Here is a 21,435-nt window from a genome sequence, read left to right on the forward strand (position 1 = left end):
TCAATGTTTTAAATAATCCCGAACTCCGGCATGATACATACATCGGGTCCCTGTTGATTATCCAGGGCTGTGAATGCTGAGACTGCAATAGGATATTGGCCGTCGAAACAGGCTGTACAAAATTCTTGAGCAGGAGCCTTGAAGGCGGCCAATAAACCTCTGAGGCTCAAATAATAGAGGCTATCTACACCCAGATATTTTTGTATTTCTTCTTGACTGCACCGGGCTGCCAATAGCTGACCCGGTGAGGCAGTATCTATACCGTAATAACAAGGGTAAAGTACAGGGGGAGAAGCAACCATGAAATGTACTTCCCGGGCCCCTGCTTCACGCAGCATCTTGACAATTTGGCGGCAGGTGGTACCGCGCACGATGGAATCGTCTACCATTACCACCCGCTGCCCTTTAAAAATATCCTTGATAGGGTTGAATTTGAGCCTCACCCCCAGCTCCCGCAAGTTCTGAACGGGCTGAATAAACGTCCTTCCTACATAACGGTTTTTCGTCAACCCTTCTTTAAAAGGAAGTCCCGCTGTTTCTGAATAGCCTAATGCAGCAACTCTTCCGGAATCCGGAACGGGTATAACCATGTCAGCGTCTACACGGCACTCCCGGGCTAACTGCCTGCCGAAGGCCTGGCGCACCATGTTTACAGTTTCACCGTCAATTATGCTGTCCTGACGGGCCAGGTAGATATATTCAAAAATACACAGGCTGCGGTGCCGGGCAGGTGGAACCTGAACGGACTTCAAACCGGATTCGTCTATGACCACTATCTCGCCGGGCTTGATATCCCTGACCAGCCGGGCACCGATAGCATCCAAAGCACAGGATTCGGAAGCCAGTACATAGCCCTTACCCAGCTTGCCTAAACAGAGAGGCCGTATTCCTCTGGGGTCCCTTACACCGATTAGCTGATTTTTAGTCATCACTACCAGAGAGTAGGCCCCTTTGAGATAGCCCATACATTGCTTTATTGTTTCCGGGAGTGAATTCTGTCTAAAACAGGTAATGAAGTTTAAAATGAGCTCGCTGTCACTGGTTGAACGAAAAATGGCTCCGCTTCTCCCCAAGGTTTGTCGCAGCTCAGCTACATTGGTCAGGTTCCCGTTGTGGGCCAGGCAAAAGCTGCCATGGGATGACCGGGAAACCATAGGCTGCGCATTTGCCAGTGAACTAGCACCTGTAGTAGAGTAGCGTACGTGGCCAATCGCCAGATTGCCCTTTAACAGCCCCAGGTTAGTTTCATTAAAAACCTCCGCAACTAAGCCCATGTTTTTGTGGAGTTGAATTTCAGCACCGTCTGATACCGCGATGCCGGCGCTCTCCTGCCCCCGGTGTTGCAACGCATAAAGCCCGTAATAGGTAAGTTGAGCCACATCCTGACCGGGGGCATAGATGCCGAATACTCCGCATTCTTCACGGGGTTTATCGTCTATAAATCCACGCCACATGTAACCGCCTCCCGGAAATTTCAGAATAAGAATTGCAATGTAATCAGGCTCAACACTTCGACCCATTCGTTCATGGCACCCAGAGTGTCTCCGGTAATACCGCCAATCCTTTTACATACATACGATCCAAACAGGACTGTACCCGCGAAAGCCGCACCTGCCAGAAAAACGCCCCTGAACCTCAGCAGAAATATAATTATACCCAGGGTAACTGCCGAAGCCAAAACTATTTCCCGTTTCCCCACGTACTTAGTAAAAGAAGTTTTCCCAGGGCCCGTCCTGACATAAGGGTAAAAAGCAGCTGCATAAACTTGGGCCCAACGCCCTAAAACCGGGAACAAGACCAGTGCGAAACCTTTAAACTCCTGAGGTATTTGTCCTAGAAGCACCAATTTGGATAACAGTACCAGGCAACCGGCAGTTACTCCATGGGCACCCACGCGGCTGTCCTTCATAATTTCCAAGACAGCTTCCCGTGGTTTGCCGCTAAAAAAGCCATCGGCAGTATCCATTAAGCCGTCCAGGTGCATATTGCCGGTCACCATGGTCAAAAGTATGATGGTGCCTAAATCGGCTGCTGAAGATGCAAACACCAGGGAAAAGATGGCATGGGCTGCTGCCAGAAAAATTCCCAGGAGTAAGCCAATAGCTGGAAAGTATGCCATGGCCCGGCCCAGATTCCTTTCCTCCACATTTTGACCAATAGTCACAGGTACCCTAGTTAAAAATTGTAATGCTAATAAAAATTCCAAAGTCTCGCAACTCCTGTTTTAAGCAATGCCAAAATATTCAGCGGCAACTTGAGCAGCGCAAGTCTCCCCGCAAACGGCACACTGGTGACCATTGTCGGTTTCCCTGCTTGCCAGCAATTTATCGGGATAGAGAGCAAGCTCAACCTGCCTGTCCAGATCGAGGGCAACCCGGGCTTTGGCCATTTCCAAATCCCTATTCCAGGCATTTTTTCTGCGCCGGGCAATATTGGCAGCATGGGCGGCAATCCTTGCCGCTATAACACCTGTTCTAACATCCTCTTCAGTTGGCAGTCCTAAATGTTCCGCGGGCGTTAGATAACACAAAAAGTCGGCACCGCACATGCCGGCATAAGCTCCGCCAATGGCGGCGGTAATGTGGTCATAACCCGGCGCTACGTCGGTGGCTAAAAAGCCCAAAATGTAGTAAGGTACGTTGTGACATAACCGTTTTTGCAACAGCATGGTAGCCTCAATATGATTTAACGGGACATGGCCGGGACCTTCCACCATAACCTGCACTCCTGCTTCCAACGCCCTTTTTACCAGTTGACCTGCAACCATTAACCCTTTAAGCTGCGGCTCATCCAGGGAGTCGGCAGTGGAACCGGGACGAATAGCATCGCCTACGCTCAGGACCACATCATATTCCTTCATAATGGCCAGTAAACGGTCAAATTGTTCATAGAGTGGGTTCTCTTTCTGGTTATGCAGCATCCAGCCTGTCATAAAAGAACCGCCCCGGCTGACGATATCGGTAACTCGGCCCGTCTTTTGCAGCGCATTCAGCACTTCAAAATTCAAAGCGCTGTGAATAGCCATAAAATCAAGGCCATCGGCCGCCTGCTTTTCGATAGTTTCAAACAGATCATCAGGTGTCATCGCCACGATGCTGCCTTTTTTCTGAATGGCTTCCACACCGGCCTGGTAAAGAGGTACACTACCCACCGCAACCGATGCCAAAGACAGCGTTTGCTTTCTCATGCCGTCAATATCTCCTCCTGTACTTAAATCCATGAAGGAGTGACATCCTGCCTCTTCCGCAATTTTTAACTTTCTGGCCTCCATCTCCATTTGATCACGGTCACTGGAAGTGCCAATTAAAGCATTGACTTTAATGTCCAAACCTTTTCCGATACCGCAAAGCTTAGAACGATTCCGGTTTTTGTTCTTTGGAATAACAATGGTCCCTTCGGCAACTCCCTGCCTGATCAATTCCACATCCACATTCTCCTGGGCAGCTACTATTTCCATCTCCTCAGTGATTTTCCCGGCACGGGCAGCTAAAACTTGAGTCATGATTATCCCCTTCCTTTTAACAAGTTAACAAGCGTGTTTTTTATTACCCAGGTACTTGGAAACTATTTCCATAGCACAGTATGGCCCACACATTGAACATTTGGATGAAAAATCACCGCTTCTCTCTTTCCACACTCTCCTAGTTGTAGCAGGATCAATAGCCAGGGCAATCTGTTTTTCCCAGTCAAGATTTTTCCTGGCCACTGACATTTCCAGGTCCCATTTTACCGCTTGCGGCAATCCTTTCGCCAGGTCTCCACAATGGGCCGCAATCCGAGCGGCAATTACACCTTGCCGTACCTGTTCTAAATCCGGTAGGCCAATGTGTTCGGCAGGTGTCACGTAACAGATAAACTCCGCTCCTGCCCATGAACTTATTGCACCTCCGATGGCAGCGCTAATATGGTCGTAACCGGCAGCAGTATCGGTGACTAAGGGGCCGAATACAAAATACGGAGCTCCTTTACATAGGCTCTTTTGCAGTGTTATTGTGGCCTTGAGCTGATCAAGGGGAACATGGCCAGGACCTTTCACCATTACCTGAACACCTGCTGCTCTCGCCCGCTGTACCAGTTCTCCCAAAATCACCAGCTCGTGTACTTGGGCGCCGTCTAAAGAATCGGCAAGGCAACCCGGTCGCATGCCATCTGCGAAACTAAGGGTTACATCATATTTGGCGGCAATCTCAAGAACTCGATCAAAATTTTCATAGAGGGGATTTTCCTTTTGGTTATGTACCATCCACCCGATCAGGTGCGATCCACCGTAACTAACCAGCGGGTCGACTCTGCCTTCTCTCTTGGCCCGTTCTATGACATCCATGGTAGTGCCGCAGTGCAGCGCCAAAAAGTCAACCCCGTCAGCGGCCTGCCGTTCAATAACTTCAAAAAGTTCTTCCTCTTGCATCTTTAGAGATGAACCGTATTTTTCGCTTGCCTCTGCCAGCGCTTGATACAAGGGAAGTGTTCCCAACGGTTTAGAGGTAACAGCCAGTGCCTCTCTACGCATGGCATCAATAGGGCCGCTGACACTTAAGTCCATGATGGCATCAGTGCCTGCCTCGACGGCGGCCCTTATTTTGGTTACTTCCTCGCTAATTCTGGCATTTTTGCCGTATAAGCCCACGCTTGCGCTGACCTTGGTCCGTAAGCCCTCACCAATGGCTACCGGTACAACATTATGATGGTTAGAATTGCAGAGTAGAACGATTTTCCCCTCAGCAACCCCCTGTCTGATAAATTCCGGTCTGACTCCCTCCTGCTCTGCTGCCTTTTCCATTTCCGGGGTTACAACACCCTCTAAGGCACTTCTTAACAATGACATTGTTTTCTCCCTCCTGTTTTATTTATAAAAAAAGTCCTCAACCAAAAGGTTGAGGACTTTACCATCATCCACAAACATATTGCTAACAGGCAGGTCTCCTGGCTCACGGGTCACTGTTTCTCTCTGCCTTCCCGGGAACTGCCCAGTGGCTAACTTTGAGGAAACTCCCCGACTACAGTGGCGGGACCGCGCCGTTTCCAGAATCACTTCTTTAGATCCTGTTTCGGTCTTCCCTATTATCCCTAGTTATAGGGCACCTGTTAACGGCTTAGATATGATTTTTAAAATAACCTAAGTAAGAACATTGGCATAACCGTCATGTTTAAAGTCAGAGCATAGGTAAACTAAAAAGTCCTTAGCCATAATAAGTTATGGCCAAGGACTTTACCATCATCCTCAGGCTACGATCTCTTCCTGCGAGAGAACGCGCAGTAAACAGGCAGGTTTCCTGACTTCCGCATCATAGCTTTCCTTGCTCCTTCCCATCCCCCTTATTCAGCTGCTGAAATGAGGAACAGTGGTTCTTGCAAGGTACTCCACGGTTACAGTGGCGGGACCGTTCGGGACTTGCACCCGATTCCCTATTATCCTTCAATAAGAAGGCACCTATTTACATCTTTGCTTTATTTTTCTACTTCAAATGATAACTCTAACAAAAAGAAAAATCAAGGGAAAATTTTCAATGAGTCAGGGGACGGTTCTCTGACTCATTTTACTCTCTGAACAATATTTCTATCTATTCCTAGTAGCTCTGCAATTTGCCTGATTGAAAGGTTTGATCGTGCCTTTAGTTCCAGTATAAGCTTATTTCTTAGTCCAACATTTGCCCTTATTTTGAGCGATTGAATTGTTTGACCAACGCTGCTTAAATAATTATCAACGAACACGGAAGCTTCTTTATCGCTGGAGATCATCTTAACGGTATTTTCCTTCTCGTCATACTCTATAAAAATATCATCATTTCAAACTAGCCTGCGGGCTATGCTTTCTTCACTTCGCCACACTATGGCACGTGTGACAATCTTCCCCTTTCTGCTCGTCTGGCTTTTGCTGGCAGGCGCTGCCTTGAACCAGGGGTATGGGTACTTTGCGGCCGTCGATTTTGCTGTATAACACTGCCCTACCGTTTTCCAGGCGGACGTTCAGCATGGGCTCTCCCCTGAGAGTCAAGGCCACGATATCCCCGACTTTTAGTTCAGGAAAGTCTTTGTGGAAATAACCGGAGGCCCAAATAGCAGGGTCATCCCCTGAGGTTATGCGGGACCATTTGGGAGGCTCCTGGGTTGTGCCGTGGCAGTTGTAACAGCGGATAACCTGGGCCTTACTTTTGCTGCCGTACAGATGGCCGTCGCCCATAACCTCATTGCGAGTATGGCAGTCGATACAGTCCAGTTCGACCTCACATTTGGCATAACGCTCCTGGGCAATATAATACACCTGGTACCTGTCCGCAACAGGGCTGGTTACAGCGCTGGGCGGCACATCATCCCTGGGGTAAAACTCCATTTTGGCAATGGAATGCACACCCTGGTTGTGGCAGGCGTTGCACTGGTAGTAGGCTATGGCAGTAGTCAGCTGATGCTTGGGAGCATGCCCCGGTTCTGCTTTGTCAATAGTCGGATCTCCGCCCTGATAAGTACTGCCGGGTTGATATTGGACATGGCAGGCTGCACAACCGCCCAAATATTTTTGTTCTTCCGGTGGCCTATTTACTCTGCTCGCCGAGGAATCTCCTTGGGTGGTATTCAAGTGGCAGCTGCTCAAGCAACTCCCGGCAAACTTAATACTATTGGCCTTTGTCTTATCTGCTGAAAACTGTTTCAGCGCCGGAGTCTGACCGCCCAGCCCTCTCTCTTCCACCAAATCGGGAGGCAGCTTTTCCGGGCTTTCAGTTACCGCCTGAACAGCAAAACGGCTCATCTTATCTTGAAACCAACCCAACGTTTTACCTACCTCCGTTATCTCCCCTGCTTTGGTGGCCATGAGAAGGAGCGGAACAGTGTCTGCCGGGCTTTTATAATCCGTACCCCTGCCGGTATGACACTGGTTATTTTCCCCGCCGCACGTCACTTGCACATACTGCAGTTCCGAAGGGTTTCTTTTACCGTAAAGGCCGGTATGGGCCGTATCTTTATCAAGAGCAAGCCCGTTTCCGCCATGGCAGGACACACAGCCTACGGCTTCTATGGGGTGGGACGGGCTAATCTCTTCAATACCCTGATGGCAGGTCAGGCAGCGTTCAACTTTGCCTGTAGGAAGAGTCAAATTTACAGGCTCTGCGGAATACTGTTTCCACTCTTGACCGGCTTCCTTTAATTCCGCCGCCACCAAAAGCAAGAAGGCGACCACAAATCCGGCCACAACAATAATCAGCTTTTTGTTATCCATGATGTCAATCCTCCGGCGACAACAATGCAAAATTTATAAATAATTGCCTACAAGAGTAAAGAGTACAGCACCGAGCATTAACATATAAAAAAACAGTTTTACAGTCACAGGCTTAAAACGTCTTTCCAGATAAGGCACCCAAAATAAGAAAGCGACAAAAAGCGCAGGGAGAAATATCCCCGCCACAGGTACAGGCAGATAAAACAGCAGCAACTGGATGCCGGAAAAAATCCAGGGAGCATGGATAATCTGCCCTTGTGCCCCAAGGCCTGCTGCCGGTCCTAAACCGGTTTTGAGCAGCACCGCCATGCCCAGAATGAGATCAAAGGAAATTAGGGCGGCTATAATTTCTCTTGATATCAGCTCTTTACGGGGCGCGTTAGGTTCGTGCCGAACAGCAGCTTCACCGGATTTTTGTAAGTTTTCCACGAGCTGATCCTCCACATTAAAAATGGTACCTGCCAACAATTGGACCTAAGTAATAAAGGGAAAAATGAGTCAGAGAACCGTCCCCTGACTCACGCCCCCGTCTTTGCGGACGCGGTAAAAATGCCAGAGCATGAGCAGGAGCAACACTGCCGGCAAAACTATGCAGTGCCAAATATAAATCCTGATCCCGGCCGTACTGCCGCCGGGTTCACCACCGAAAACAATGGCATTAAGCATATCTCCTGCCAGGGGAAACCGGTTTAAAATTCCGCCAACGACATTTTGGGCTAAGACAGCCGTTTGATCTCCCAGGAGGAGATACCCCGTGAAGTCAAGAAGCACCGTGAGGATTAAGAGGGCTACGCCAATAACCCAGTTGCCTTCCCGGGGAGGACGGTATGCTCCGTGCATAAAGACACGGAGCATATGGCCAAAAACCAATACAACCATCAGCTGTCCCGCCCATTTATGGATGCCCCTGATTAACCAGCCATAAGCAATTACCTGGTCGATGGTAATTATGGAACCATACTGGAGAGCTGCTTCGCCGGGCGTATAATAAAACAATAGTAAAGTTCCGCTGGCAACCAAGACCAGGAACATGAAAGCAGACAGTCCTCCCAGGCAAAAAGTCGGACTGAAGCCGATTGTCCCCGCTTTAATCTTGCGGGGATGGAGGTGGGCTAGAAAACTAAAGAATCCTCTTTTGCGGGTTTTATGCTTGTCTGTTTTCATTTTGCCTTCCTTTCCGAAAGTTTCAAACCGCCAAACGGCTGTCCTTGGGCACTTGCTGCTTTAAATCTACCACAATATTGCCTTTGCCATCGACTGTAACCTGTACCGGTTTCAGGGGGGCTGCAGCAGGTCCTTCCAGTACGCTGCCGTCAAGGCCGTATTTGCTGTTATGACACGGGCAAATGAAGATGCCCCTACCCTCGTCCCATTCCACAACTGAGCATCCCAGGTGACTGCACCTGCTATTTAGGGCAAAGAATCCCCTCGCATCGCGCACCAGCCAAGCGCCATTTCCCTTGTACACACCGGGTGCAGGGTAGTCTTCAGGCCTGCCGAAAGAGATCATGCCTTCCTGTTCATCGCCTGTCTTGCTGGTCAGAAAGGACAGTGCATCTTTAAAAAGGAAGAAACCTAATATTGAAAAACATAGCGAAATAAATTTTCTGCGCGAAAACTTGTTGTCCATTACTTTCACTCGCAATTTTAGGGTTTAAAAGGCAGATAGCGTTCGCCAATTTTATAAGCAAGGAGGATAAAACCCACAGCACCAACAATAACCGCAGTTTCGCCCAGGCTTGGTATATAGGCTGCGTAGCTTGCCATTCCTGTAGTTTTGTCTATATATAAGATCTGACCGGAACTTACCATATGCAGACGCATAAATACCATGCCCAAGATGACGGAAAGAGCTGCCGCCAGGTTGAATTTTTCCCCTTTCCCCCTGCTGATTAAAAGGAGCGCTAAAGGAAGCAGCAGTCCAATTCCCACCTCAAAGACCCAATATGTGGGGGCCAAGGGTCCTGTCAAAAGCGCCATTGCCGCCTGCTGTTGACCGGGCACCCCTCCGTACAGGGAGGTAACAACTTTCCAGAAAGTCAGCACTAAAACAGTCCCGACTTCTGCAGCCAAAAGAATGCTTAAGGTGCCCGATAGCTTCTTCAGCCTGTGCTTGAACATGCTCCCGTTTTGGCAAAAACCTTGCTGACGCTTACTTGCAATTCGACGTTGTAAAAACCATGCAAGGATAATAAGGACTGCAGTACCGGACATAATGGCCGTAACAATAATGTAGACCGGCCAGTAGGGACCGTACCAGAAAGGCTTGGCATTGACAAAGCCGAAAACTGAACCAAGGTTGGTAGTGGCAGCAATGGCTAAAATGAATGTGATAGTTCCCATAAGCCTGGCTGGATGTTCTTTATGCCTGAGCATAAAGTACAATTCCAGCATTAAGCCCACAAGGTAGATCCCGTAAATAGTGCCCATCCACCAAATTCCCGAGTGGAAATTAGGCGAAAGCAGCACATATATCAGCCTGAAGGGGTGGCCAAGCTCAACTGCCAGCACCGCAAAAGCAGAAATTAGCACCACTACCGCCAGATAAATGGCCCGCTGCCCGATAATTTCAAATCTCTCAATTCCAAAGACGTGTCCCAGCGAAGATACCAGGCAAAGGCCGCTGCAGGTTACAGCCAGGAGCACGTAGCCGGCGATTAAGATCCCCCAGGGGACCGCATCGGTTGTTCCAAAGGCCTCTTCCCCCCGGACAAGGAGGTCAACCGCCCCTGCAAGTCCAATAGCGGTGAGCAGTGCAGGGATTAACCAGCCTGCCAGTACCATTAATGCCCTGAATTTTTCTACAGCGCCTATATTATCTAACCTTTTGTCAGACACCAGATTAATGCTCATGGCGCAATGCCCCCTTTGTCTACAGGACTGTCATAAACATAGTAGACATTTGGCTGCGTATTGGCTTGGGGCAGCTGTACCACTGCCCGGTGCTTCCTAAGCAGCCTGGAAACTTGGCTGTCCGGGTCATTTAAGTCACCGAACACCCTTGCTCCGCCCACACAGGTGCTGACGCAGGCGGGCTGCAGTCCTTCTTTCAGCCGGTGCACACACATGGTACATTTATCCGCCGTCTTTTCTTCGGGGTGATAGTAACGGGCGTTGTAGGGACAAGCCACCATACAGTATTTGCAGCCAATGCATTTTTTCTTGTTGACCAGCACTATTCCCTCCTCAGTCTGATAAGAAGCCCCGGTAGGGCACACATTGACGCAGGGCGCGTTACCGCAGTGCATACAGTTGCCAGGCAGGAAGTCGGTTATCAGATCCGGGAATTTGCCCTTGGGCCCGTCCTTGGTTATCCAGTTTCTGCTTTTGCCGAGAGGAACTTCATTTTCCGCCCAGCAGCCCACTTGGCAGGCTTTGCAGTCAATACATCTGTAGACCAGCATTACAAAACCGTACCGCTTGCTCATGCGCTCTCACCCCCAAGGTAAGGCCTGACTGTAACGAAAGTTTCACTCAGCGCCTGACACCCGGTAACAGGGTCGGTGTGAGTTTCATGCAAACTTGAGTTGCTGGCCCCTTTGCCATAAGTGGTCTTCAAAGCCTTGCTGAGGTGCCCGAAACCTGCCGCCATAAATACGCAGTCCGGCCTGATACCTTCAGTCACATATGCCTTATTTATCACCTTGCCCACAGGGCTTTCAACGATCACAGGCTGCCCGTCTTTAATCCCCAGCTGCTTAGCTGCTTCCGCATTAATCCATACCGGGTTGTCGGGAGTTAATAGCGACAGCCAGAGATTGTTTTGGGTGCTGAACTGAGTATGCTGGGCTACCTTGCCGCTTAGCAAGTAGAATTTCCCCACAGGTGGCGCAGGGGGCTCCTGCCAAGCAGGGACCGGATTTTCTCCGGAGTTCGCCAAAGTCGAAGAACTGATCTCGATTTTGTTGCTGGCCGTCTGTAAGTAATAAGGATCGTGGTGCTCCTCCTGCAATTCAGCCCAGCCCTTTTCCAGCAGTTCTTCAAAACTAATCCCTACAGGCGCCAACTGTGCTTTGATGACATCCCGCTCGTCCTGATATGGGAAATAGTCCCCGAGGCCCAGCCGTTCGCCTAATTCTTTCAGGATCATCAGCCCGCTCTTGGTATCATATAAAGGCTCCACCGCTGGACGGCGCAAAAATACCCTGTTGCCCGCCACAGACAGCGGGTCCCACCGCTCCAGGTAAGTGGACTCAGGCAAAATAACATCAGCATAATAAGCGGTGTCGTTGGGAATCACATCGATGACAGCCAGGAAATCCAGGTTTTTCAAAGCTGTCAATGTCTTTCTCCTCTCCGGAATGGACATCAGGGGGTTTTGCCGGTAGACCAGCCAGCCTTTGCCTTGATATGGCTCACCCGTAAGCAGCGCGTCCCTGATATCCTGAATGACACCGTATTTCAATGGGACAAGGGGATGCTTCCAGGGCACTCCGTCCAGCCTCGGCGCGGTAACTGTGGGGTAAGGCGGCTGTGGAAGGGAACCCAAAGCGCTGCCTTCTTCCGGCACAGGCTGAAGCCCTCCCGGCGCAGCCCAGTTGCCCACCAGGGCATTGAGAATGGCAACGGTGCGTTCAGTCTGGAAAGAATTGACGAAGTTTGAAGTCCGCCAGTTTGGGTGTACTACTGCTGCCGGAGCTGCCGCCGCAAATTCCCTGGCTATCCTCCTGATGGTTTCTGCCGGGATGTCACACCTCTGGGCAGCCCATTCCGGTGAATAAGGTTCAACAGCTTTGGCAAATTCCTCAAACCCGACTGTATGTTGTTGAATAAACTCCTGATTATACAGTTTCTCCTTGATGATGACATGGCCCATGGCCAGAAAGAAAGCCAAATCGGTTCCGGGCCGGATGGGCAGCCATTCCGCTGCTTTGGAGGCGGTAATTGTAAACCTGGGGTCCAGCATCACAATCTTTCCTCCCCTGGCGGCAAAATCCATCATGCGCTGGGTTTCGGAGTTGGAAATAGCTTCAGCCAGGTTCCGCCCGGCGTAAATAATATATTTGCAGTTTTCATAGTCCACTACCGGTTGAGCTACGCCGTAAGTAAACAGAAAAGCTATAGTCATGGCATTGAAACAGAGGCTGCGTTGTGTACCGTAGTTAGGCGTCCCGTAAGCCTTCAGCAAATTTTCAAAATACGGCTGAGTTAAATTATGGGTGGAACTCATAATCATGGCCTCAGGCCCGTACTGCTCTTTAATGCGCTGCATCTGCTCGGCGGTAAAGTCCAATGCTTCCTTCCAGGATACCCGGCGAAACTTTCCGCTCCCCCGCTCCCCAACCCGGATCATGGGAAATTTCAACCGGTCGGGGTCATATAACAGCTTAATTCCCGCGTTGCCGCGGGGACAAAGTTTGCCGCGGGAATTGATATTTTCCGGGTTTCCTTCCAGTTTTTTCACCATGCCGTCTTCCACGGTAGCAATTATCCCACAGCGCCACACGCACATTTCACACACGCTGGGGACCTTATTCACTCCTTTTTTAGCTGCTGTTGCTGTCGTTTCTTCCGCCTTTCCCCCGGCAAAACTCATTTTTTGCAGCATGGCCCAGGAGAAAACAGCGCCGCTGCCGATCAGAAACTGCCTGCGGCTGAACTCTTTTCTCCAGAAAAAAGACTCTCCTATGGAAGGTAAATCAGCAATATGCTTATCCTTGGCCACTGGTGCACCCCCTTATAAGTTGTTCTTTTCCAGGACATAGAAAAAAGTCAGGCACATCAGGACCCACAACGACACTAGAAGCCCGGAATTCACATTTAAGACATCGCCAAAAGTTACACTGCCCCAATTAGCCAGTTTATTAATAGGTATAAATACTTGTTCGTAGGTAAGTCCGAAAATCAAGGCCCCCGTCAGGAAACCCAGCAAACCGGGAACAAGGTAGTCAATCTGTCCGCTGCCGCCACCGGCGACACAGGTACCCGGTCAGAAGCCGGCAACAGCCATACCTACACCGAAGATAATACCGCCGATCAGGTTTCCTGCCAAATAAGTTTCATTTACTTTGGTCATTTCCAGCACACCCAGCCAGTTCAGGCCGTAAACTCCTACCATGCCTACGCATAAACCGGTCATCATGAATTTCAAAACAGTCAGATCTTTAAACCGGAACACATTGCTAATAGTTGCATACTGGGTTAAACCGCCTTTTTGCAGGGCCCAGCCAAACCCAAAACCTAAGATCAGCGCCCAAAGGATGCCTTCCATCAACGCCACCTCCCGCGGAACATGATTAAGCTAGTCAGAATTCCTGAAGCAAACAACCCGGCTATAAAGAGGAATCCGGCCGGCGCCAGCTGCAAGGAACCGGCAATGGCCAAACCGCTGGTACATCCGCCTGCAATCCCAGCCCCGTATTCCAGGATAATACCTCCCAGAAAAGCTAATACCCAACGTTTCCATACGCTGCTGCCATGATTTTCTTTCCAGTGGTCCGGTATGGATTTCCACTTAAGTTGCCCTGAAGAAGCGGCTGCCACCATGGCTCCCAAAAATACGCCTATCATCAGGATCACTTGCCAAGTAATTGCAGCCGGCATGATATATTTAAAATACATGCTTTCAGCAACTTTGCTGCTGAAAGCCCCCGCGATTAAACCTGCCAAATTCTCGAACGAGCCGGAGGCGCCAAGCAATTGGTCAGCAAATAAAAGCCCCAACACATAGACCAGTCCCAGCAAAACTCCGGCGCTGTAAGGCGACCACCTGGGTTTTTTCAGCTGCTCAATTAACCAGTTCACTGTTTTTCATCCCCCTTGTCAGGACTTGCAACCAACTTGGATAAAATCCGCTCTCCTCCTGGCCGGGCCAGGATGCTGTCGATGACATCAAGCTCATCATAAGAGAGACCTAACTTGGTAAAGCCAATTGTCCCCCCGGCTTCTTCTCTGGCAGCTGTCAACTCCCTGGAAGCAAAGACAATCCGCTGCAGGTCATATTTCCAGACGAGATACAGCAGCACAAGCAAAATACCAGCGTTTAAAATGATAAGGATGATATTGCCTTTATTCCTTTCCAGCCCCTGGAACTTTAGCAGTTCTCTTTCATAATCTATCAAGTCTTTTTCCGGCACTTTTTCAGCGGGAACCAGCTCCAGTTTGGCCGCCTGGCCGCTATTACCTCCACCTGAGGCACCTCCCCCACTGCTAGCGGCAGTCAAAGTGGCGCCATAGACCTTAGCTTTTTCCTCAAGGTCGGTTACATGACAGCTGCCACAGCTACCCTGGATATCAGCAAAAGGCTCTTTAAGTCCCTGGTGGGCCTTGGTCTTATCCATAGAGCTGACAACTCCGCCATGGCAAAATTCACAAAAGTCGCCAAAGGCGTGGTTGATATGCCAATCGCCCGAATTTGCTACGGAATTTGCACCCTTTACTTCATGACAGCTTTTACATGATGACAGTGAAGCGCCACAAGCGGCCCGGGCATCTTCAGGGTAAAAAAACAGAGACAATACCAATACACAAAACAGCGCTACTGCAAATTTCAACAACCCTTCTTTTTGCAAAACAAAATTGCACCTCCTAGCTAAATTTTTCACTTAGTTAAAACCAAATGACCTTTTTACCGCCAACATATCCCTCCTTTCCATGGACCTGCTTTTATAAGTCTTTCTACAACGAAATCCAGCCAGCTTTGCACTCGGCTGCACAAATTAGTATATACTAAATGTTTTTTTCGTTTAGCCTACTATTATAAAAATATTACACATGGGGCGATAAATTCCTGCTGTTCCATAAATTTATTTATTAAGATAATGCAATAATTTTAACGTTATATCCGGCTTTGTTAACATTGTTCTGAAAATGAAACGATGTGGGCTGCTGCGCGGTACATGTAAAAAAGGCAGGAAAAATTGGACGGGGATGAACTTGACGGGAATTAAACCATTCCAGTACAATAAAATAAGTAAAGTAAAATTAAAATTAAATATTTTCCTCCCCAGCCGGTTTAAACCAGGTATTTTTGGCAAGTATATAAATACTAATAATACCTGACATCCCGGAGCGAATGTTAAGTTTGGGGAGGTGAAGGCGTTGGCTTATATTTGCCCCGACTGCGGAAAAACTGCAAAACTGCCGGACTTTTGCTGCGGTCGCTCCATGGTCAGCAAAGGCAGCTTTGTCTGTAAATCCTGCGGTAGGAGCCAAGCTGCTTCCGGCAGTTGTTGCAATCAACCCATGGTTCAAATTTAAGCCCTTAGCCAGCTTCCCTGCGGGAAGCTGGTCTATTTTCTGGGTTTGAAATATATTTGATTTCCTAAAATTTATAAAGGAGGTTCATGGATGTTAGCAGGCAAGGATTTTGAACTAGAACCAAGCGGTTTGTTGAAATTTGCCGATCATGTAGTTCATCCAGAGCCCGAAATACGTTTGTTAGAAGATGCCCGCAATGTCTTTATGAAAAAAACAGCGGAACCCGGCGATAAGCCTTTGTACTATATGTACCGGGGCGTTCATTATGAAGGGGACGCTCAGCTTTTTGCTGATAACGGAATCCGTCACGATTTGACGGTCATCCTGCCGGGAAAAATCGACCGGGAGTACAACAAAACAATTGGCCATTTTCATCCCGCAAAACCAAACAGCTCGGAGACATACCCCGAATATTACGAAGTCCTGCACGGCGAGGCACTTTACGTTTTACAGAAAAATTCCCGCAGCGGCGAAGTGGAAGAGATTATGGCCGTTGAAGCCAAAAAAGGTGATAAGGTTTTTATCCCCTCCGGCTACGGTCACGTCACCATCAACCCCGGTGAAATGCCCTTAGTGATGGCAAACCTAATCGAAAGCACTTTTAAATCGCTCTATGAGCCCTTTGCTGCGAAAAAAGGGGCTGCTTATTATTACGTGGAAACAGATAATGGCCGGGGAGATTTTGTGAAAAACCAAAACTACCATAATTCCGTAGGATTGAAAATCATGGCAGCGCCAAACCTGCCCCAGCCGGTGAACTTGAATAAAGAGAAAACCCTTTACGAGAACTTCATTTTGGAACCACAACTTTTTGACATCTTAAAATAGCCCTCTCACATTGGAGGGCTATTTTTATTGACTTCCTCCCGCCTGTCCGCCTCCACCCTGGGCACCGCCGCCCGTTTCACCCTGGGCTGACTGCCCCCCTTGCTTCCCTTGAATTTCTACCTTTTGAACTTCTCCTTCCACCTCGATTTCCATTGTCTTACCTTCTTTGGTCTGGATCTTCACAACCGATTTTTTCTTTTCCTGGCCTTGTTGTTTCTCTCCCCCGCCGGAACCACCGGAGCCGCCCGATCCGGAAGAGGACTTATTTTGCCCTTCCTGCCCTTCACCGGCAGGACCTTTTTCTCCTTGTGACTGTTGTGGTTTATTTAAATCTTTATAACGCGTTTGTAAAATATAAATATTGTCTTTATTGATTACATTAGCCGGAGTGTATTTTACAGGTATGTCATAGGCGCCGCTGGTAACCCGCTTTTCAAACTGCCATTGGCCTTGCTGCGCCAGCTCCTTAGCCCCGGTATATGCAAATTTGCCTAGCAGTTCGGGATTTATATCAACTTCAGCTTCATGTGTTCCATTTTCAATAGCCCTGGCGTTGTTTTTTCCGGCGCCGAGACCCACCGTAACAATCTTCTTATCCAGTTCCATGTCCTGCAAGAGGGTAACAATTTCTTCGGTCCAGGCGGATTTATGAGTGATCAATCCTTTGATTTGGTTTAAAGCAGGTGATCTCGCCACTACAGCAGCAGCGCTTTCGCCCGGCAGCACTTCCTGGATAATGGGCTCAAACCCTGTGACAGCTTGCAAGCCGTCTACGTTTCCTTTGGTCACTTCTTCTTCAGCAGAATTTCCCATGCCTTTTAAAATCATAATTTTGGCAGGTTTTTGTCTATTTAAGGCTTTGACCAAAAAATCAGCTTGCCGGGTACCCGTACGATACGCATCAATTCCCACAAAACCATCTAAAGGTACATTTGCCGGCATGGTGCCTAAGGCCAGCAGGGGAACATCCTTTTCCTTAGCTAGACGGGCTACTGCTTCGGCCACCTTTTCATCGCCGAACTCAACCACCAGCGCTTTTATTTTTTGCTCGAGTATCTTTTTGATATCGTCTTCCTGCTTAGCCGGTTCGCTTTCTTTCCAAAGGATTCTAATGTTGTCCTTTTTGGCATCTTCCTCCATGGATTTTTTTAGCTCTTGCTTTAGCTCTTTATCCGCGGAGGTAACGCTGACGCCAATTAAAGTTGGCGGTGGAGCCGGCTTTTGTTCCGGCTTCCTACCGCAGCCCGCGAATAAACTCATGCAGATTAGCATAATAATTAATAAATGTTTGCGGCGCAAAATTTTCACCCCATTTAGCTTTGGTAGCTTTTAATAGTATTCCTTGATATGTCGGTATTATGAATATAGCTTTCAGACGGTAACTTATAGGGATCAACTTAAGCTATAAAGCAATCGCCTCTATAAAACAAGAGTTGTTGTCGAAACGTATAGTTTTGAAAAAAAAAAAAAACGGGAAAAGTTATAGGCAAAGGGGGAGAGTAGGTGGGTAAAAAGACTTATGATAACGATTATGATAAATTAGACCTCTATATTAAACAGGGAGAGGCATACCTGCAACTCCTGGCAAAAACAAACGCACTGAAAAACAGCCGTAAAATTGAAGAAGTTGCACAGAAAGTGAAGAAAGCTGCCAAGAAATTAAACAGACTAGCATAAACAACCCCACCGCATCCCGGTGGGTCAGCTTGTAGACAAAGCCCGCATGTATTATGGAGCGGGACTGGTTTCCTCAGCCGTCGGCGGCTTTGCCGCCGGTAACGGCGTAGGAGCTTGTCCAGAGCGAAATAATACATGCGGGCTGATAATAGTTTGTCGACGGTCTGACCCACCGTCTCTTCGGTGGGTTAGTTTTTTAACGCAGCGCTGATTTCCTCCAAAACCCATGGTTCGGTCTCCCGGCTCAGCGCAGCTTGTAAACTTTGTTTAGCTTTTCGAGTACCGATTTGTCCCAGAGCCCAGGCGCTATACCCGCGCAAAACTGTATTAGGCCCCTGCAAGACCTCGGTCAAAAGTGGCACAGAATCCGGGTTTTTTTCGTTACCCAAAGCAATAATGGCATTGCGCTGGAGAATGGTCTTCCCTCTCCAAGCAAAAGCAGAACTGCCGTACTTTTGCTGAAACTGACTTTTGGTCAAAGCCAAAAGGTCTTCCGCCCTGAGCACCGCCTCCCCTGGGTCTAGAGATGGCTCGTTAATCTTTAGCCGTTTATTTTTAGGGCAAACCTCCTGACAGGTGTCACAGCCGTAAAGCCGATTGCCCAAAAGCTTGCGGTATACTTCCGGAATTATGGCCTTGGTCTGGGTGAGCTGGGAAAGACAGATAGTAGGATTTACCCTGTAGGGAGCAAATAAGGCTCCGGACGGGCAAGCCTCCAGGCATCTGCGGCACTGACCGCATTCCAGAACGAGCGGTTCATCAACCGGCAAATCCATGTCCAGCAAAACTTCCCCCAATGCTATCCAGGAACCCCATTCAGGGGAAATAATTGAACAGTTTTTGCCGTACCAACCCACCCCCGCCCTGGCTGCTACCGCCCTGTCAATCAGCGGTCCCGTATCTACCATGGACACTGCTTTTGTGACGCCTAAGTCCTTAGTCAAAAACTGTACCAAAGCATTCATCCGCTTTCTGAAATCCACATGGTAGTCAATGCCCCTGCCGCAGCGTGCTATTATACCGTAACCGGGAGTGGCGTTCTGCTCACAAGGAGGATATGTTTTGCCCAGAGCTATAATAGACCTGGCCTCGGGTAATACTAATCTGGGATTGATTCGCTTTTCCAATTCCTTGTGTTCAAATTCAGATTGCCAACCCTGCTTCGCCCGCAGGCGCAAAAAGTCCTCCAGCTCATAAAAAGGCTCTGCCGTTGTAATCCCGCATAAGTCGAAGCCTATTTCCCTGGCAACTTCTTTAATCAGTTGTGCTTTTTCCATAAATGCAACCCCTTGGAAGTTCCCGTCCCCAGTCACCGGCATCATCTGCAGCAACAAAACTAACTTGCATAAACAGAGACTAAAATCAGGAGTAATCACATAACGTTACTTAGGAGCATAATAATATTGTAGCACAATATGGATTTCCGGCAGGAAGAAAGTTATACTTAGGATAACATGGTGCTAAAAAGGGGCAATCCATATGGGCGAAAAAATCTCCAAGGAGGCATACCAAAAAATATACCGGTTGCTGGATAACGCTACTCCTTTAAAAGGAGACTGCGGGGAACTATGCCGGAAACTCTGCTGCCAGAAGGATAATGAAGATCTAGGAATTTATCTCCTGCCTGGAGAAGAGGCTCTCTTTACACGGGATGAAGACTGGTTAGTTTGGGAAGAACAAAAGGCGGAAGATTATGATTTTCCCCCTTCCTGGCAGGGAAAAGTTTACTTTATCCGCTGCCTCAAAGACTGCCCCCGGGAAAAAAGGCCCCTCCAGTGCCGTACCTTTCCATTAGCCCCCCATCTGACTGCAAAGGGAACACTGGTGCTAATCAGGGAAACTCTTCCCCTGCCTTACCAATGCCCCCTGATAGCAGAGCAGATGCCCCTGGAGCCAGCATTTATCCAGGCTGTTTATGAGGCCTGGAGTGAGTTGATTAAGGATCCTCTGATTCACGACTTGGTGGCTTATGATTCTGCAAACAGAAAACTGCCGCTGGACGTGGTTTACCCTATTCCAAAGGTATTTTCCTGATCCCTACTCTTGTATCCCAGCCGCAGACAGGACAGTACACTAAATGCATACAACGGTCCAATTCACTTTCAGATGGGAAATCCTGCAGTTGGTATGCCACCTCCTCGTACGGGCTATAGGGACCAAAGAAATTCTCCAGTATACCTCCATCCTCCAGCCCATTCCCACAAACGGGGCATTGGCCGGTTACCCGCTCTGTTCCATTGCACAGCGGGCAGTCCAAATCCCGGTTGGCAACCACTTTAGTACTCTTCGTCCGATGTATCCACCACAGTGCAAATATGAGGGTTGCAGTGATACCCGCACACCGGACAGTTTCCTTCCTTACCCTTTACCGTAAACATGTGTCCGCATTTGCCGCACTTAAAACCTTGACTGGAGTTGTCAGGCATGTTGATTATATCCATTTTCTCTCACCTCTAGGAGTTGTATATTTTTTACTATTCCCTGTTTTTCCCGATTTATTGCATGAGTATAAAAAAAGCATTTAGCCTCAAATGGCGTAAATGCTATAACTAACCGGAAATTCTAATTTTGCGGTTTTTATGGTAAGGGTGAAAAATTTGCTCAGCAATCTCCTGCCGATGGTTAAAAAATATGGTTGCAGAATGTAAAAATTCCTGTTTTAAACAGTACCGCAGGTCCAGGAACTTCACCAGGTAGCCTTGCTGCCAGGGGTTGATAATGACGTGGAAATGGGGAGTAAATTCCCTGAACATTTTACCCAGTTTGCTTTCCAATGCTTTTTTCACCAGGGAGTTACCTTTTTGCTCCTTGGACAGTTCCTGTTTAACATTTAATACTGAGGTAAATGAATTAACTTCAATAAACATTACCTGTTGATCGTTTTCAATCAGGCAATCCCAACACCAAAATTTTAGCAATGAAGGCATCACGGTAATTTTGGCAGCCGGATTAAATTTTACCCGCAACAGCTTATTTAACCTCAGGGCAATTAGATATCGTACACATAAATAAAGCAGCATCAGCCCTAATCCGGCAGCAGACGAAAACCCCAGTTTTTGCGCAAAAACCATGGCAGTTAAAACTAGGAGAATAACCGGGTCCACAGCATTGACCAGATTTAAAGTCCAGCGCTTGTTGCTAAAGGGCCAGAATAGTTTGGAACCGTAAGAATTTAAAATGTCCATCACCCCGTGGGACAAAGTTCCCAAGAATGTCCACAAAAAAACCTGGCCCAGGCTGTAAACCGGATTAAATAAGAATAGTACAACCGCTATCCCCAAACCCAGGGCCAGCATTCCGGGGATCGAATGGGTAAAGCCCCGGTGGTGTTTTAAATATGTTACATCCCCTTTTAGCTGGCAGATTATATCTAAATCCGGCGCCATGGCTCCCAGGCAGGCGCCCAGATAAAGGGGGTTGGAGATAGTCAAGGTCTCCCCGGAAAAACCCGCTAAACCAAGACCTATTAATGCGTGTGTCACAGGATCCAAATGCGTTTCACCTCGCTCGCAATCAAG

At 48.4% G+C, this 21,435-nt stretch carries 22 protein-coding genes and 2 riboswitches; of the genes, 3 read left to right on the top strand and 19 right to left on the bottom strand.

What is annotated here, in order from left to right; genetic code table 11:
- Window positions 1–8 precede the first annotated feature (8 nt).
- The 14 genes from purF to EYS13_RS08525 all read right to left on the bottom strand — a co-directional run bounded on the left by purF (window position 9) and on the right by EYS13_RS08525 (window position 14,724).
- Complete coding sequence (gene purF, locus EYS13_RS08460; protein ID WP_227761768.1) at window positions 9–1,454, bottom strand: amidophosphoribosyltransferase; 1,446 nt, start codon at window positions 1,452–1,454, stop codon at window positions 9–11.
- A gap of 20 nt (window positions 1,455–1,474) precedes the next feature.
- Window positions 1,475–2,206 (bottom strand): adenosylcobinamide-GDP ribazoletransferase, encoded by a 732-nt coding sequence (gene cobS, locus EYS13_RS08465; protein ID WP_227761769.1) that lies wholly within the window; start codon window positions 2,204–2,206, stop codon window positions 1,475–1,477.
- Window positions 2,207–2,224: 18 nt separating this feature from the next.
- On the bottom strand, window positions 2,225–3,502 hold the full coding sequence (gene bzaB / locus EYS13_RS08470) for a B12 lower ligand biosynthesis ThiC-like protein BzaB (RefSeq protein ID WP_227761770.1): 1,278 nt from the start codon (window positions 3,500–3,502) through the stop codon (window positions 2,225–2,227).
- Window positions 3,503–3,526: 24 nt separating this feature from the next.
- Window positions 3,527–4,825, bottom strand: a complete 1,299-nt coding sequence (gene thiC, locus EYS13_RS08475) for a phosphomethylpyrimidine synthase ThiC (protein WP_227761771.1) — start codon at window positions 4,823–4,825, stop codon at window positions 3,527–3,529.
- 71 nt (window positions 4,826–4,896) lie between these two features.
- A riboswitch (cobalamin riboswitch) is annotated at window positions 4,897–5,101 on the bottom strand.
- Window positions 5,102–5,246: 145 nt separating this feature from the next.
- Window positions 5,247–5,450: riboswitch (cobalamin riboswitch) on the bottom strand.
- 365 nt (window positions 5,451–5,815) lie between these two features.
- Window positions 5,816–7,213: a hypothetical protein gene (locus EYS13_RS08480; RefSeq protein WP_227761772.1), complete on the bottom strand. Its 1,398-nt coding sequence runs from the start codon at window positions 7,211–7,213 to the stop codon at window positions 5,816–5,818.
- A gap of 33 nt (window positions 7,214–7,246) precedes the next feature.
- The gene (locus tag EYS13_RS08485) at window positions 7,247–7,642 is read right to left on the bottom strand and encodes a hypothetical protein (RefSeq protein ID WP_227761773.1); all 396 of its coding nucleotides are present in this window, start codon (window positions 7,640–7,642) and stop codon (window positions 7,247–7,249) included.
- Window positions 7,643–7,711: 69 nt separating this feature from the next.
- A complete protein-coding gene (locus tag EYS13_RS08490; RefSeq protein WP_227761774.1) occupies window positions 7,712–8,377 on the bottom strand; it encodes a cytochrome b N-terminal domain-containing protein in 666 nt (221 codons plus the stop codon).
- A gap of 22 nt (window positions 8,378–8,399) precedes the next feature.
- The gene (locus EYS13_RS08495; protein WP_227761776.1) at window positions 8,400–8,843 is read right to left on the bottom strand and encodes a QcrA and Rieske domain-containing protein; all 444 of its coding nucleotides are present in this window, start codon (window positions 8,841–8,843) and stop codon (window positions 8,400–8,402) included.
- Window positions 8,844–8,860: 17 nt separating this feature from the next.
- Window positions 8,861–10,066 carry an NrfD/PsrC family molybdoenzyme membrane anchor subunit gene (gene nrfD / locus EYS13_RS08500; protein WP_227761777.1) on the bottom strand — a complete coding sequence of 402 codons (1,206 nt, stop codon included), beginning with the start codon at window positions 10,064–10,066 and terminating at the stop codon, window positions 8,861–8,863.
- Window positions 10,063–10,641: a 4Fe-4S dicluster domain-containing protein gene (locus EYS13_RS08505; RefSeq protein ID WP_227761779.1), complete on the bottom strand. Its 579-nt coding sequence runs from the start codon at window positions 10,639–10,641 to the stop codon at window positions 10,063–10,065. Before EYS13_RS08505 ends, nrfD begins: the two co-directional genes overlap by 4 nt.
- The gene (locus EYS13_RS08510; RefSeq protein WP_227761781.1) at window positions 10,638–12,878 is read right to left on the bottom strand and encodes a molybdopterin-containing oxidoreductase family protein; all 2,241 of its coding nucleotides are present in this window, start codon (window positions 12,876–12,878) and stop codon (window positions 10,638–10,640) included. Before EYS13_RS08510 ends, EYS13_RS08505 begins: the two co-directional genes overlap by 4 nt.
- A gap of 264 nt (window positions 12,879–13,142) precedes the next feature.
- Window positions 13,143–13,424 carry a YeeE/YedE thiosulfate transporter family protein gene (locus tag EYS13_RS08515; protein WP_227761783.1) on the bottom strand — a complete coding sequence of 94 codons (282 nt, stop codon included), beginning with the start codon at window positions 13,422–13,424 and terminating at the stop codon, window positions 13,143–13,145.
- Window positions 13,424–13,957, bottom strand: coding sequence for a YeeE/YedE thiosulfate transporter family protein (locus EYS13_RS08520; protein WP_227761784.1), 534 nt, complete (start codon window positions 13,955–13,957; stop codon window positions 13,424–13,426). Before EYS13_RS08520 ends, EYS13_RS08515 begins: the two co-directional genes overlap by 1 nt.
- Window positions 13,954–14,724 carry a hypothetical protein gene (locus EYS13_RS08525; RefSeq protein WP_227761785.1) on the bottom strand — a complete coding sequence of 257 codons (771 nt, stop codon included), beginning with the start codon at window positions 14,722–14,724 and terminating at the stop codon, window positions 13,954–13,956. Before EYS13_RS08525 ends, EYS13_RS08520 begins: the two co-directional genes overlap by 4 nt.
- A gap of 778 nt (window positions 14,725–15,502) precedes the next feature.
- Between EYS13_RS08525 and EYS13_RS08530 the strand changes: the two genes are divergently transcribed.
- Complete coding sequence (locus EYS13_RS08530; protein ID WP_227761786.1) at window positions 15,503–16,240, top strand: glucose-6-phosphate isomerase family protein; 738 nt, start codon at window positions 15,503–15,505, stop codon at window positions 16,238–16,240.
- Window positions 16,241–16,264: 24 nt separating this feature from the next.
- Here the strand turns inward: EYS13_RS08530 and EYS13_RS08535 are convergent, their stop codons facing one another.
- Complete coding sequence (locus EYS13_RS08535; protein WP_227761787.1) at window positions 16,265–17,539, bottom strand: sugar ABC transporter substrate-binding protein; 1,275 nt, start codon at window positions 17,537–17,539, stop codon at window positions 16,265–16,267.
- Between the two features lie 204 nt (window positions 17,540–17,743).
- Here EYS13_RS08535 and EYS13_RS08540 point away from each other — a divergent pair, with 204 nt between their 5' ends.
- The gene (locus EYS13_RS08540) at window positions 17,744–17,917 is read left to right on the top strand and encodes a hypothetical protein (protein WP_227761788.1); all 174 of its coding nucleotides are present in this window, start codon (window positions 17,744–17,746) and stop codon (window positions 17,915–17,917) included.
- Window positions 17,918–18,105: 188 nt separating this feature from the next.
- On the opposite strand, the gene queG is transcribed toward EYS13_RS08540, so the two are convergent.
- A complete protein-coding gene (queG, locus tag EYS13_RS08545; RefSeq protein WP_227761789.1) occupies window positions 18,106–19,194 on the bottom strand; it encodes a tRNA epoxyqueuosine(34) reductase QueG in 1,089 nt (362 codons plus the stop codon).
- A gap of 202 nt (window positions 19,195–19,396) precedes the next feature.
- Between queG and EYS13_RS08550 the strand changes: the two genes are divergently transcribed.
- Window positions 19,397–19,951: a hypothetical protein gene (locus EYS13_RS08550; RefSeq protein ID WP_227761791.1), complete on the top strand. Its 555-nt coding sequence runs from the start codon at window positions 19,397–19,399 to the stop codon at window positions 19,949–19,951.
- Here the strand turns inward: EYS13_RS08550 and EYS13_RS08555 are convergent.
- The 3 genes from EYS13_RS08555 to EYS13_RS08565 form a co-directional block, all read right to left on the bottom strand.
- Window positions 19,929–20,192 carry a hypothetical protein gene (locus tag EYS13_RS08555; RefSeq protein WP_227761792.1) on the bottom strand — a complete coding sequence of 88 codons (264 nt, stop codon included), beginning with the start codon at window positions 20,190–20,192 and terminating at the stop codon, window positions 19,929–19,931. The genes EYS13_RS08550 and EYS13_RS08555 overlap by 23 nt on opposite strands.
- A 1-nt stretch (window position 20,193) precedes the next feature.
- The gene (locus tag EYS13_RS08560) at window positions 20,194–20,358 is read right to left on the bottom strand and encodes a hypothetical protein (RefSeq protein ID WP_227761795.1); all 165 of its coding nucleotides are present in this window, start codon (window positions 20,356–20,358) and stop codon (window positions 20,194–20,196) included.
- Between the two features lie 108 nt (window positions 20,359–20,466).
- Entirely contained in the window at window positions 20,467–21,399 is a 933-nt protein-coding gene (locus EYS13_RS08565) for a metal-dependent hydrolase (protein WP_227767859.1), read from the bottom strand.
- Window positions 21,400–21,435 lie beyond the last annotated feature (36 nt).

Origin of the sequence: Zhaonella formicivorans, from assembly GCF_004353525.1 — a bacterium.
Classification (GTDB): Bacteria; Bacillota; DUOV01; order DUOV01; family Zhaonellaceae; genus Zhaonella; species Zhaonella formicivorans.